Genomic DNA, 13263 nt, shown 5'->3' on the forward strand with positions numbered 1-13263 from the left:
AAATAAAACAAATAAATAGACTATTTTACAGCACTTATTAAAAACGGCAAAATTTTTGATATAATTCATGTTCACTAATTAAACCATAGGTAAGATTTTGAGTCTTAACCAAACCAGATATAAACCTCTATGAAAAAAACAGCATACCCAGTCCTTTTATTGCTCCTTTGTTTAGTATCCTTTACAGTTGCTAACAAAGAAGTTTTAAATGACTTAATTGTGTCCAAACTTAAAGAGTATGACACAAAAAATTTCCCTGAAAAAATTTATCTCCATACAGACAAACCTTATTATTCTTTAGATGAATCTATATGGTTTACTGGATATTTGGTAAATGGTATCAGTCATTTAAAAAGTAACAAAAGCATGGTAATGCATGTCGATTTAATTGACAGCAACGACAGTATCATGGATTCGAAAAATATATTTGTCGCTCGCGTTACTGGTGCAGGAGATTTTAAAATTTCAAAAAAATGGAAACCTGGTAAATATTTATTGCGTGCTTATACCAATGAAATGAGAAATATGGATGCCAAAGATTTCTTTCAAAAGGAAATTACTGTTTTGGCAACCTCGGAAAACGATAGCCTAACGAATACAACGTCCATAGAAGAAAATGCTACTGAAAAAGAAGAAAAGGAAACCGTCTATAAAATCCCAAGGCCAGAATTAAATTTTTACCCAGAGGGTGGTTACCTTGTTGAAGGTCTAAGTAATAAAGTAGCAATTAAAGTTACAGACCCAATTTTTAAAAATCAAATTGTCAAAGGAACAATCGTTGACAATGACGGGAATGAAGTTTTTTCTTTTAGCACTGTTAAATTTGGTTTAGGATTGTTTATCATAACGCCAGAGGCAGGAAAATCATATACTGCCATTGTAGATGTGAATGGATCTGAAGAAACTTATCCTTTACCAAAGGCTTTGCCATCAGGATGTATCATCAGTGCCGTGAATAACGGAACAAATATTTCTATTAATGTTGCTTCAAATATAGAAGGAGGGCTTAAAGAGACATTTCTTGTTGCGCATCAAAGGGGAAAACACCTTTATAGCAAAATAGAATCTGGTGATGTTGATAGTTATAAACTAAATTTTCCAACTAAAAGTATGGACGATGGAATTGTTCATATAACTATTTTTAATGCAGATGGAAATCCTTTAGCAGAAAGATTGATGTTTGTTGAAAACGCAAATAACAATATATCTGTTAGCGTAACACCGGATAAAAATAAATTAGGAATTCGAGAGAAAATAACGCTTACAATTGACACAAAAGACATTGATGGTAACGTTGCTCCAAGTTCTTTATCTATGGCTGTTAGGGATATGCAAGCGGTACCTCAAAATAATTTTGCTGAGAATATTAAAACCTATTTATTACTTAATTCAGATCTTAGAGGTACTGTAGAAAACCCTGGTTATTTCTTCGAAAAACCGAATGATCCAAAAAGAAGGTATTTACTTGACCTTACGATGATGACTCATGGATGGAGACGATTCACTTGGCAAAGTTTGTTAAACAGTACAAAGAAAGAAAGACAATATCCGTTAGAAAAGGGAATTTATATCAAAGGAAGAACCAAAGCTTTGAAAAAACCATATGATTTTAAAAGTATGGAAACTAGAATCACTTTTATGGGAAAAACCTTTCATCAAGAGCCTCAGCAATCTGACTCATTAGGAAATTTTTCATATGGTCCTTTCATCTTCTTTGACACAATACCAACGCTTATTGAAGCAAGGCTTTATAGTTTTAAATCAGAAAGATATCGAAATAGAAACGTTGTTATTTTATTAGACAACAATGAACCAGAAAAGCCTGAAATAGAAAGACAACAAATTGTTCAATCAAATATTTCTGATGAAGATCAATTGGAAGCGTATTTAAAAATTTCTAAATACATAGAGCAAGTAAACCTAGAATACGAGCAACAAATGCAGTTATTAGATGAAGTTGTGGTTGTAGGACAAAGAAAAACAGAAGAAGAAATAAGAAACGAAGAATTTGACAATAGAACCTTACATGGTTACTCAGAAAAAAGAGTTGTACCTGAAGACATCATTGGAGCTGAAACCTACACTATATTTGATCTTTTACAGGGGTTGGCTGGTGTAAGTGTAGCCGGTACAAGTGTTAGTATTCGAGGTGGTGGTAGTCCTGCATTTTATTTAGACGGAATGCCTATTGACTCTACATTTGTTGAATCATTATATGGTTCAGATATTGATTTTATTGATGTTCTTACGGGAGCTGATGCTGCAGTGTATTCAAATGCTGCAAATGGAGTCATTGCCATGTATTCCAAGATTGGTAGCAATATTTCAAGCAGAAATATCAAAAGAAAACCAGGAATAATTGATTTCCAAGCAGAAGGTTACTACACCACCAGAAAATTCTACGCACCTGACCACATCAATGGTTTTGAAGAAATGGGAAAGGTAGATCTAAGAACTACATTGCATTGGGAACCTTATATTAGAATACTCCCTGATAAAAAAGCAGAAATATCCTTTTTTAGTTGTGATACGCGTGGAGATTTTGTGATAGATATCCAAGGAATTTCAGACACTGGAACACCATTTTCTACCATAAGTACTTTCACTGTAAAATAAAAAAATCCTCTTCGTTTGAAGAGGATTTTTTTTATTTCAAATCTGCCGAGAATTGCTTTAAAAATTTATTCAATTTGGGATTGATCACAAGTTTGCAATAAGGTTCTTTTTGGTGACCTTCAAAATAATCATGGTGATAACTTTCAGCCACATAAAAGGCATCAAACCTAGTCAACTCTGTTACAATAGGACTTTCAAATACACTTTGACGCTGCAAAGTATCCATGATTTTTTCAGCTGTAGCTTTTTGAATGTCGTCATGGTAAAAAATGGCAGACCTATATTGAGTACCTACATCATTTCCTTGTCTATTTAATGTTGTCGGATCATGAGTTGCAAAAAAAACTGACACTAATTTTTCAAATGAAATTTGAGTTGGGTCATATGTTATTTGTAGAACTTCCGCATGCCCTGTCCTACCCGTAACAACCTCTCTATAAGCAGGATTTTTTATCGCACCTCCACTAAATCCAGGCAATACACTATGGACTCCTTTCAATCTTTTAAATACTGCCTCTGTACACCAAAAACATCCATTTCCTAATGTTGCTATTTCCAAATTCATAATAACCTATTTTATTCCTACTTTAAATTGACCCCTCAGTCGGTTAAAATTTAATTTTATTACAACTGTAGTTTTCAAGATATTTTTAATTCTTAATTTTATTACAAAAAACAAGTTTCGTTCACCTGTCTGCTAAAGATAATTGTTATTTTTGTTTCTATGATTACAACTGAGCAATTCCAAAAATACACTACAAGAATACAAAATTTAAAAGGCTATTTAGAAATTGATAGGAAAATTATTCTTATCAAAAATGAAGAAGAAAAAAGTGCTAATCCTGAATTTTGGAACAACCCTAAAGAAGCAGAAGTTGTTTTAAAAAACCTAAGAACCTTAAAAAAATGGGTAGAAGATTATAATCAACTTAGAACTCTTGAAGATGACCTTTCTGTACTGTTAGAGTTTTTTAAGGAGGGAGAAGCTACAGAAGAAGAGGTTGAAGAATTAACGGAAAAGCTGAAAACGCTTTTAGAAGATGTAGAATTCAGAAATATGCTTTCTGAAAAAGGAGATCAACTAAGTGCTGTTTTACAAATTACAGCGGGGGCAGGTGGAACTGAAAGCTGTGATTGGGCACAGATGCTGATGCGTATGTATATGATGTGGGCTCAAAAACAAGGTTTTAAGCTTAAAGAATTGAACTACCAAGAAGGAGAAGCAGCTGGAATAAAAACAGTTACATTAGAAATAGAGGGTGATTTTGCATTTGGGTATCTTAAAGGAGAAAACGGAGTGCATCGATTGGTACGAATCTCCCCTTTTGATAGCAATGCCAAAAGACATACTAGCTTTGCCTCTGTTTATGTATATCCATTGGTAGATGATTCTATAGAAATTGTAATCAACCCTGCCGATATCAACATCACTACCGCTAGGTCTAGTGGAGCAGGTGGTCAAAATGTAAATAAGGTAGAAACCAAAGTACAGCTTACACATAAACCATCAGGAATTCAAATCTCTTGTTCTGAAACGCGTTCTCAACATGAAAATAGAGATAGAGCTATGCAAATGCTTAAATCTCAATTATACGAAATTGAACTACGAAAACAACAAGAAGCACGTAATGATATAGAGGCTGGAAAGATGAAAATTGAATGGGGTAGCCAAATTAGAAATTATGTTATGCACCCATACAAAATGGTAAAAGATGTGAGAACTGCACATGAAACAGGAAATGTAGATGCCGTGATGAATGGTGAAATTGATGAATTCTTAAAGGCATATCTGATGTTGAATTCTGGACAAGAAGAAAGCAACGAACTATAAGTTATATGACGGCAAATATAGATACCATTATTTTTGATTTAGGTGGAGTTCTGATTGATCACAATCCTGAATATTTATATAAAAACATCTTTAAAAACAATCCTAAAAAAATGGACTGGTTTTTAAAACATGTTTGTACCCCCGAATGGAATATTAAGCAAGATGCTGGACGAACTATTGATACTGCAAATCAAATAAAAATCGCTGAGTTTCCTGAATATGAAAAAGAAATAAAGGCCTATTATGGACAATGGGAAACCATGTGTAAAGGTCCAATAGCAGGAACCTTAGAAATATTTGAGGCAATCAAAAGATCTGATAATTATAAGTATTATGCGCTCACAAACTTTAGTACCGAAACTTGGCCAACGGCAGTGAAACTATTTCCTTTTTTAAATAGTTTTCAAGGAATGGTTGTTTCTGGTGAAGTAAAAATGAGAAAACCTTTTGATAATATTTATCATCATCTTTTCCAAAAGTACAAAATCAATCCGAAAACTGCCGTATTTATTGATGATAGCAAAGCCAATATAGATACAGCTATCAAACTAGGATTACACGGAATTCATTTTAAATCACCCGAACAATTAGCGCAAGATCTAAAATCGATTGGAGTTAATTACTAATAAATAGCTTTCAACACATTTTACTCTAAAAAACTAAAAACATGATAAAAATATACCACAACCCAAGATGTACCAAAAGCCGTCAAGGTGTAGCTGCTTTAGAAGAGGCTAAAGTTGATTTTAATATCATCAAATATTTAGACACTCCCATTGATAAAAAGGAACTAAAAGAAATTTTAAACTTATTAGGCTTTTCTCCTATTCAATTAGTTAGAAAAACCGAAAAAATATGGAAAGAAAACTATAAAGGAAAAGAGTTATCTGACGACGACATTATACAGGCAATGATAGAAAACCCTAAACTTATTGAAAGACCTATAGTAGTAAAAGACGGCAAAGCCGTAGTTGGCAGACCAACGGAACTTATCACAGATTTGATTCAATAAAATTACAAGAATAGCTTAATACAATATGTTAAGCTTTTTTTTTTGTTCTCCTACCAAATACTAGGTAAATATAAAGTATGTCAAAAACGGCACATAATATTCCTATGGTTAAAATAAATGAATTTTCCAGCCCAAATAAAATTGTTGGCGCCAAGGTTCCAAAAAACTTAGCTACAGCCACAATCATAGAAAACTCTTTCGGGTCATCTCGTTTCAGCAACATATCAATAAACAATATCGACATGATTAGATTTTGCAAAAATGCAGCATACTTAGCCCCTTGCCCACCTGGAAACTCTTTTAAAAACGCAAATTGAATAATAAAACAACTCACTAAAATTAAAAGCGACCACGGAATAAAAAATAAAGGTTTAATTTTTTTAGAAAAATGTTTCCTTCCATATATAAAATACTGATATACTATCACTAAGTCCAATAAAAACCAGAAAATATTAATTCCTCTTTGCAAACTAACCGACTCCCAGTTAAAGTTATGAAAGCTGTATAAGAACTCCCACGCAATATTTAAACCCAGAGCCACAAAAGGCATTCCATAAGATTTAATTTTAAAGCCTTGGTAAATCATTACTACATATACTGTAGACCAACAAACACCACTTATGAGTTTTAATATTTCTTCCATTGCAATTATTTTTGCTGTAAATATAAAAATCTGCACTTAAACAAAATCAAAACAATCATGATAAATAATATTAATTCTGTTTAATGTTATATATTTTTAATTAAACGTTTTTTATCTTTGCATCCTATTACAATCTCTCCATAAAATGAATAAATTAAAAAACGGCGTGTGGGTTAGCTGGAACGAAAATATTCAGCACGACTACAACAGACTATATGAAGTAGTCACCGAAGAAGAACTACAAGAAATTATAAGAAAATCAAAAAAAGTAAGATCTTTTGGAAACAAGCAGTCTTCCGCAGATATTTCAGCAGGTGTAGACGCTTTAATTGATATTAGAGGATACAATAAAATAATTTCTTACAACGATACAGAACGACTAATTACAGTACAATCTGGAATCAAACTTGTTGACTTAATTGAAGCTATTGAAGCAAAAGACTGGTGTATCCCCTGTCTACCAGATATCAATACTGTAACTGTTGGAGGTGCATTGGCAACAGGTACACATGGAACAAGCGGACAATTGCTTGCCAGTTACGTAGAAAATATTCGTTTGGTTTTAGCTGATGGTAGTATAAAAGAAGTGAATAAAAATGATGAGTTGATGGATGCTTTAAGGGTATCTATTGGTGCACTTGGTGTTTTTTCAACAGTCACTTTTAGATGTGAAGAAAAATTCACCTTACACATAAAAGAAGGACCTGAAAAGGATGCTGTTTGGATGGATAATTTGAAACAAAAAATCGATCAATTTGATTTTTTAAGAGTACTATGGATGCCTCATACTGGCAAAGGATATGTTATAACTGGCGATAAAATTCCAGAAAATCAATCTGTCACTATTAATAACGGGCCTTCCTACTTAAAATACAGAAGAGACGTATCAAAAATTCTTTATAAATATACGCACATTTTACCCTGGCTTACTTCCATAGCTAATAAAATTTTAGCTTATGCTTTTTTTAACAGTAAAAAAGAACACAAAGGAAGTTTATATGAGGCTACGGTAACAAAATCTAGAGGGTCTACACTAGAATTAGCCGAGTGGACTATAGGTATTGATAATTTCCCTAAAGTTTTCAATGAACTCAAACATGTGATTAATAATTGGGGTAATAAAGCCTTTATCCATATACCAATGGATGTTAGATTTGTTAAAAAAGACAATTCTTGGTTAAGCTATGCCTACGGTCAAGATACAGTTACAGTAGGATGTGTTTCGAGAAATGCAAAAACAGCTGATAGCTATGAAGCTTTTAAAACAGTAGAAAATATTTTCATCAAACATGGTGGCAGACCACATTGGGGAAAAAGATTTAAAGCAAAGGACAAAGAGCTTGATACTTTGTATCCAAAATGGAATGATTTTAAAAAATTACGTCAAGAACTTGACCCAACAAACAAATTCTTAAATAGCTATTTAAAAACGATTTTTAATGAAAAATAATTTAGAGTTCCCTACAGGTGTATTGTTCGATTTTGATGGCGTTATTGTTGATAGTTTTCAAAGTCATTTTAGAGCTTGGAATACTGCACATAAAAATTTATTCTCTAAAGAAATCACTCATTTTCCACATGACAAACTCTCTGGAAAATCACCACATATTATTGCACAGCACTTTTGTGATGAAGCTGGGTTTCCAGAAAAAGCATCCGAGCTTTTTCTAAAAAAAGGAGACTGTTTGCACAGAAGTACTACTCCGCCAGATTTACTTCCCGGAGTAAAAGAAATTCAAGAGTTTTTAGCAAAGAAAAGTATACCACATGGTATCGCTAGCAATGCAACAAGAGCCTTCGTTAAAAACAGTGTTTCTCAACTAAACCTTGGTTTTATCACCTGCTTTGGACTTGAAGATTATAAAAAACCGAAACCTGATCCTGAAGCGTATATTACTTTAGCCTCGGCTTTGCGTATTCCAAAAGAAAATTACAAAACCACCTGGGTTTTTGAAGATAGTATTACAGGCACACAATCGGCAAAAGAAGCAGGTATGTTACCTATTGGAATTTTAACTATGAATTCTAAAGAAAAAATGACTCAAGCAGGTAGTGTATTTTGTTTTCCTACTTTATTAGAAGCATATCACTTTTTAAAACACCAAGCTTAAAATTTTAATTGATTTAGCTCTTCTAAATATTCAAACTGTAAGTCTTCATGCACTTGTTTGATCTTTTTCTCTACTGAAGCTAACTCTCTATCATATAAATTTTTGAGCACCGTACTATGTTGAATTGAGGGTTTTACCACTTTTAACTTTGTACAGAAGTATAAAATCAGTTCAATATCCGTTGTTTTTTTCTTAGAATAACGGATGTTGGTTTTGATAGTTCTTAAAATTTTACGAATCGTTTTTTTCATATAAAAATAACTCTTCGTATTGATTGTTTCAAACAAAAGATCTACTTCCTCTTTTACTGTTTCTATATATCCTTCTTCACTTTCTGACTCTAGCAAAAGATAAGTCAACAATTCTTTGTTCTCTTTTTTAAATTTTGCTAAATGCAAGCACAACTGTAAAAGTTGCTCATGGCTAGCATGCGATAATTCAACTTTTAACTCTTTTAAAGAAGCTGCTTTCATAGAAGGTTTTATAAAACGATTTTTATTAAAATACGCACTAAAGTACAAATCTTTTACATAAAAAAAGGGACTGCAAAAAATGCAATCCCTTCTATATAATTTAAGAACAATCTACTTTTTAGATTTTTCCTCTTTTTTCATTGTTAAATTTTCTAACAAAGTTCCACCAATCCAGTAAGGAACTACAAATGTCAACAAAAATATCAACAACCAAAATCCAGCTGTGAATACAAAAAGAAATAATAAAAATCCTAAATATTGAGAAACGTCCATAATAATTTTATCTGTAATTATAAATATGCAGCAAAAATAGTATTTTTTTCAAAGTATTACCATTTTTTTTTAGGATATTTTTAAGGGTTAATAAAAGAGTAAAACATCTTTAAAAACTCCCTAAATCACAAGGTAAAAACCTTCTGATTCCTTATATTTGTGAAGCTTCAAAAAAACATTTTTGAGGACAAATAAAAGGCCTTACCAAAGCCTAATTGACTAGAAATAAAATAGTATCATTATGAAATATAGAATTGAAAAAGACACCATGGGAGAGGTAAAAGTCCCTGCCGATAAATATTGGGGTGCTCAAACAGAACGTTCAAGAAATAACTTTAAAATTGGTCCTGCAGGAAGTATGCCCTTAGAGGTTGTTTACGGATTTGCTTATTTGAAAAAAGCTGCCGCACATGCTAACTGTGAATTAGGAGTTTTAGCAGAAGACAAAAGAGATTTGATTTCAACAGCCTGTGATGAAATATTAGCTGGTAAACACGATGATCAATTCCCTTTAGTAGTTTGGCAAACGGGATCTGGTACGCAATCAAACATGAACTCAAATGAAGTGATAGCTAATAGAGCACAAGAGCTTGCAGGTAGAGTGATTGGTGAAGGTGAAAAAGTTATTCAACCAAATGATGATGTAAATAAATCACAATCATCAAACGATACTTTCCCTACTGGAATGCATATTGCTGCTTACAAAGTTGTTGTAGAAACAACAATTCCAGGAGTGAAACAATTAAGAGATACACTTCAAGCCAAATCGGAAGCCTTTAAAGATGTTGTAAAAATTGGTCGTACACACTTAATGGATGCGACTCCTTTGACAATCGGACAAGAATTTTCTGGTTATGTTTCTCAATTAGATCATGGTTTAAAAGCCTTAGACAATACTTTAGCTCATTTAGCTGAATTGGCCTTAGGAGGTACTGCTGTGGGTACAGGATTGAATACCCCTGCTGGTTATGATGTTCTAGTTGCTGAAAAAATTGCGGAATTCACAGGTTTACCATTTATAACTGCTGAGAATAAATTTGAAGCTTTGGCAGCACATGATGCCATTGTAGAAACACATGGTGCGTTGAAACAAATTGCTGTTTCATTGAATAAAATTGCAAATGATATCCGATTGATGGCATCAGGACCACGTTCAGGTATTGGAGAATTGATTATTCCAGCTAATGAACCAGGTTCTTCAATTATGCCTGGAAAAGTTAACCCAACTCAATGTGAGGCAATCACAATGGTCGCTGCGCAAGTTATGGGTAACGATGTTGCTATTGGTGTTGGTGGTCTACAAGGACACTATGAATTGAATGTTTTTAAACCAGTAATGGCTAAAAACTTAATTGAATCTGCACGTTTGATTGGTGATGCTTGTGTGTCATTTGATGTAAATTGCGCTGTAGGTATTGAACCAAACTACCCAGTAATTGAAAAATTATTGAACAATTCTTTGATGTTGGTTACTGCTTTAAATACTAAAATTGGATATTATAAAGCTGCTGAAATTGCAAATACTGCACATGCAAACGGAACAACGTTGAAAGTAGAAGCTGTAAGGTTAGGTTATGTTACAGAGGCTGAATATGACGAATGGGTAAAACCGGAAGACATGATTGGAGCGATGAAATAATCCTTGAATAAAACGAAAAGAAAAGGTGCTACATTATTTTAGCACCTTTTTTTGTTTAAATAATTTTAAAATACGTTCTCTCCCTTCTGGTTAAATAATTCAAAACGTAATGGAGAATAATTTTATATCCAGAACAACGATATACACTTCTCGATAAGATTTCTCATTCTTCAAAATCACTCGAAGTGACAATGATTTCACCCTGTCAGTTTGAGTTAAATAATTTGAAACGCAGTGGAGAATAATTTTGTACCAAGAACAACGACCTACACTTCTCGATACAATTTCTCATTCTTCAAAATCACTCGAAGTGACAATGATTTCAACTTGTCAGTTCGAGTGAAATAATTTGAAACGCAGTGGAAATAATTTTGCACCAAGAACAACGATATGCACTTCTCGATACAATTTCTCATTCTTCAAAATCAATCGAAGTGACAATTATTTCAACTTGTCAGTTCGAGTGAAATAATTTGAAACGCAGTGGAAATAATTTTGTACCAAGAACAACGATATGCACTTCTCGATACAATTTCTCATTCTTCAAAATCAATCGAAGTGACAATTATTTCAACTTGTCAGTTCGAGTGAAATAATTTGAAACGCAGTGGAAATAATTTTGTACCAAAAACAACGACCTACACTTCTCGATACAATTTCTCATTCTTCAAAATCAATCGAAGTGACAATTATTTCACCCTGTCAGTTCGAGTGAAATAATTTGAAACGCAGTGGAGAATAATTTTGTATCGAGAACAACGATATGCACTTCTCGATACAATTTCTCATTCTTCTAAATCACACGAAGTGATAACTATTTCACCCTGTCAGTTTGAGTTAAATAATTTGAAACGCAGTGGAAATAATTTTGTACCAAAAACAACGACCTACACTTCTCGATACAATTTCTCATTCTTCAAAATCAATCGAAGTGATAACTATTTCACCCTGTCAGTTTGAGTTAAATAATTTGAAACGCAGTGGAAATAATTTTGTACCAAAAACAACGACCTACACTTCTCGATACAATTTCTCATTCTTCAAAATCAATCGAAGTGACAACTTTTTCAACTTGTCAGTTCGAGTGAAATAATTTGAAACGCAGTGGAAAAGAATTTTGTATCGAGAATTGAACCCTTTTTCTATGTATATTTATTATACAATGAAAAAGTATTTTGTTTACATATTGGAATGCTCAGATAAAACCTATTATACAGGTATCACTAATAATATTAATCGTAGAATAATCGAACACGAATCTGGAAGCAACAAAACATGCTACACATTTAATAGAAGACCAATAAACTTGGTTTACTATTGTGATTTCAGCGATGTAAACCTTGCGATTGGCTACGAAAAGAAAATAAAAAAGTGGTCACGATTAAAGAAACAAGCTCTGATTTCTGGAAAATATATTGATTTACAAAACTTGTCGAAAAAGAAATTCTCATAATCCACTTCTCAATGCTTTTTTTCGTATTACAAAATCACTCGAAGTGACAACTATTTCAACTTGTCAGTTCGAGTGAAATAATTAGAAACGTAGTTGAAAATAATTTTGTATCGAGAACAACGAAATACTCTTCTCGATACGATTTCTCATTCTTCTAAATTAGTCGAAGTGACAATTATTTCAGCCTGTCAGTTCGAGTGAAATAATTAGAAACGTAATGGAGAATAATTTTGTATCGAGAACAGTGATATGCACTTCTCGATACGATTTCTCATTCTTCTAAATCACTCGAAGTGACAATGATTTCACCCTGTCAGTTCGAGTGAAATAATTTGAAACGCAGTGGAGAATAATTTTGTATCGAGAACAGCAATATGCACTTCTCGATAAGATTTCTCATTCTTCTAAATCACTCGAAGTGACAACTATTTCAACTTTTCAGTTCGAGTGAAATAATTAGAAACGTAGTGGAGAATAATTTTGTATCGAGAACAGTGATATGCACTTCTCGATACGATATCTCATTCTTCTAAATCACTCGAAGTGACAATTGTTACCCATTCTCACTCAGCTAGAATTAAATCAGTAAAATTAAAAGTTTTACTCTCCTAGATTATGAATAGTTCTAAATGTCAAATTGATACGTGGGGTTGAAATTTTTGTTGTTTTTGGCAAACTGTGCAACCAATGTTTTTGAGTTTCTCCTTTCATTACTAAGAGTCCCGATTTCTGAAGAAGAATGCTTACTTTCTGCTTTGAATCCTTATGTTTGAATACAAAATTACGTTCTGCACCAAAACTCAAGGAAGCAATGGCTCCACTCTCTTTTAATTCCTTTTCAGCATCCGTATGCCATCCAATTCCTTCATTACCGTTATGGTATAAATTCAACAAGCAAGAATTGTAAGTCTCCCCTGTTTTCTCCTCTATCAAATTTTTCAACACCAACAATTCTGAAGTCCAAGGCAGTGTCGTCTTTTTAATCCTCCCATATGTATAACTTAATTTTTCTTCTGCATAGAGCGCCACTTTTCTATCCGTTGTGATCAATTTTCCAAACATAATTGAAGTATCCCTCTTCCAAGCAATGTTCTTATATAAAACATCAAAATATTCCTGTGCCTTTTGCAAAGAAAAAATGGGGCCGTAATATATTACGTCCCCATCATATGGTAATTGATTTGTATGAATATCTGAATTAAATAAATCCAT

The 13263-nt window shown here is 32.9% G+C and carries 13 protein-coding genes; 8 read left to right on the forward strand and 5 right to left on the reverse strand.

The window, feature by feature from the left end:
* Nucleotides 1-129 precede the first annotated feature (129 nt).
* Nucleotides 130-2616 carry a TonB-dependent receptor gene (locus tag AC2DZ0_RS04365; protein WP_484643908.1) on the forward strand — a complete coding sequence of 829 codons (2487 nt, stop codon included), beginning with the start codon at nucleotides 130-132 and terminating at the stop codon, nucleotides 2614-2616.
* A 31-nt stretch (nucleotides 2617-2647) separates the two neighbouring features.
* On the opposite strand, the gene msrA is transcribed toward AC2DZ0_RS04365, so the two are convergent.
* Nucleotides 2648-3181: a peptide-methionine (S)-S-oxide reductase MsrA gene (msrA, locus tag AC2DZ0_RS04370; RefSeq protein ID WP_484643909.1), complete on the reverse strand. Its 534-nt coding sequence runs from the start codon at nucleotides 3179-3181 to the stop codon at nucleotides 2648-2650.
* A gap of 159 nt (nucleotides 3182-3340) precedes the next feature.
* Between msrA and prfB the strand changes: the two genes are divergently transcribed.
* The 3 genes from prfB to arsC are packed head-to-tail and all read left to right on the forward strand — an operon-like array spanning nucleotide 3341 to nucleotide 5459.
* Nucleotides 3341-4447, forward strand: a complete 1107-nt coding sequence (prfB, locus tag AC2DZ0_RS04375) for a peptide chain release factor 2 (protein WP_484643910.1) — start codon at nucleotides 3341-3343, stop codon at nucleotides 4445-4447.
* A 5-nt stretch (nucleotides 4448-4452) separates the two neighbouring features.
* Nucleotides 4453-5073: an HAD family hydrolase gene (locus tag AC2DZ0_RS04380; protein ID WP_484643912.1), complete on the forward strand. Its 621-nt coding sequence runs from the start codon at nucleotides 4453-4455 to the stop codon at nucleotides 5071-5073.
* Between the two features lie 41 nt (nucleotides 5074-5114).
* Entirely contained in the window at nucleotides 5115-5459 is a 345-nt protein-coding gene (gene arsC / locus AC2DZ0_RS04385; protein WP_484643914.1) for an arsenate reductase (glutaredoxin), read from the forward strand.
* 28 nt (nucleotides 5460-5487) lie between these two features.
* On the opposite strand, the gene AC2DZ0_RS04390 is transcribed toward arsC, so the two are convergent.
* The gene (locus AC2DZ0_RS04390) at nucleotides 5488-6102 is read right to left on the reverse strand and encodes a transmembrane-type terpene cyclase (protein WP_484643915.1); all 615 of its coding nucleotides are present in this window, start codon (nucleotides 6100-6102) and stop codon (nucleotides 5488-5490) included.
* Nucleotides 6103-6247: 145 nt separating this feature from the next.
* Between AC2DZ0_RS04390 and AC2DZ0_RS04395 the strand changes: the two genes are divergently transcribed.
* Nucleotides 6248-7552, forward strand: coding sequence for a D-arabinono-1,4-lactone oxidase (locus tag AC2DZ0_RS04395; protein WP_484643917.1), 1305 nt, complete (start codon nucleotides 6248-6250; stop codon nucleotides 7550-7552).
* On the forward strand, nucleotides 7542-8213 hold the full coding sequence (locus tag AC2DZ0_RS04400) for an HAD family hydrolase (protein ID WP_484643918.1): 672 nt from the start codon (nucleotides 7542-7544) through the stop codon (nucleotides 8211-8213). Before AC2DZ0_RS04395 ends, AC2DZ0_RS04400 begins: the two co-directional genes overlap by 11 nt.
* On the opposite strand, the gene AC2DZ0_RS04405 is transcribed toward AC2DZ0_RS04400, so the two are convergent.
* Both AC2DZ0_RS04405 and AC2DZ0_RS04410 read right to left on the reverse strand, forming a co-directional pair.
* A complete protein-coding gene (locus tag AC2DZ0_RS04405; RefSeq protein ID WP_484491806.1) occupies nucleotides 8210-8686 on the reverse strand; it encodes a hypothetical protein in 477 nt (158 codons plus the stop codon). The two genes, AC2DZ0_RS04400 and AC2DZ0_RS04405, sit on opposite strands and share 4 nt — an antisense overlap.
* A 111-nt stretch (nucleotides 8687-8797) precedes the next feature.
* The gene (locus AC2DZ0_RS04410) at nucleotides 8798-8959 is read right to left on the reverse strand and encodes a hypothetical protein (RefSeq protein ID WP_484491807.1); all 162 of its coding nucleotides are present in this window, start codon (nucleotides 8957-8959) and stop codon (nucleotides 8798-8800) included.
* Nucleotides 8960-9200: 241 nt separating this feature from the next.
* On the opposite strand from AC2DZ0_RS04410, the gene fumC reads away from it, so the two are divergent.
* Together fumC and AC2DZ0_RS04420 are read left to right on the forward strand one after the other, a co-directional pair.
* Nucleotides 9201-10598, forward strand: a complete 1398-nt coding sequence (gene fumC, locus AC2DZ0_RS04415; protein ID WP_484491808.1) for a class II fumarate hydratase — start codon at nucleotides 9201-9203, stop codon at nucleotides 10596-10598.
* Nucleotides 10599-11760: 1162 nt separating this feature from the next.
* Nucleotides 11761-12051: a GIY-YIG nuclease family protein gene (locus AC2DZ0_RS04420; protein WP_484643920.1), complete on the forward strand. Its 291-nt coding sequence runs from the start codon at nucleotides 11761-11763 to the stop codon at nucleotides 12049-12051.
* 600 nt (nucleotides 12052-12651) lie between these two features.
* Here AC2DZ0_RS04420 and AC2DZ0_RS04425 read toward each other — a convergent pair.
* Nucleotides 12652-13263, reverse strand: a complete 612-nt coding sequence (locus AC2DZ0_RS04425) for an alpha-ketoglutarate-dependent dioxygenase AlkB family protein (RefSeq protein ID WP_484643921.1) — start codon at nucleotides 13261-13263, stop codon at nucleotides 12652-12654.

Source organism: Flavicella sp. IMCC45668 (genome assembly GCF_057219105.1).